The sequence below is a fragment of the Candidatus Cardinium hertigii genome, from assembly GCF_003788695.1.
Window position 1 is genome coordinate 162,661 of the sequence record NZ_RARA01000024.1, and the last position, 570, is coordinate 163,230.

Below are 570 nucleotides of genomic sequence, written 5' to 3' on the forward strand. Positions count from 1 at the left end.
TACTATGCTGCGTGCGCTTCACCCTCGCGCGCCTTGCCAGCTTCCCAAATCCATTGAGTAACCGTAAGAAGGGCGAGTTTTGATTTTCAGCTTGCAGCCTGAACTTTTCAACAGCTTTGAGGCCGTTGCAATAGACAATTAAACATATTCATCAATAGTCCACTTTCCCATCATTGAGAAAATGGTTAACTTAAGATGAGTTTTTAGTTTATTTTTTATTAGCATTATTATTAGTGTATAGTTATGGCAATCCAATCAAGTGGTCAATTAAGTTTAGCAGATATTTCAGCAAGTAAACGTAAATGTAAACATACCTTTTTTGATCAAATCACTAAAATAATTGATTGGTCAACAATTGAAAAAGAACTTCGCATTTATTATGCTAAAGGCCTACGCTTATCTGGCAAACCTGCCTATAGTCCCCTACTTTTATTTAAAATGCTTTTACTTCAGACATGGTATGGACTGAGTGACTATCAAGTAGAAGAAGAAGTAAACGACCGTATAACTTTTAGCCTATTTTGTGGTATTTCAATGGACAGTTCGGTTCCGGATCATAGTGTATTAAGC

General features: G+C 36.3%; 1 pseudogene. It reads left to right on the forward strand.

Going from position 1 to position 570, the window contains the following annotated elements:
- Nucleotides 1-243: 243 nt before the first annotated feature.
- A pseudogene (locus EDM02_RS03170) lies at nucleotides 244-570 on the forward strand (transposase); the annotation flags it as partial.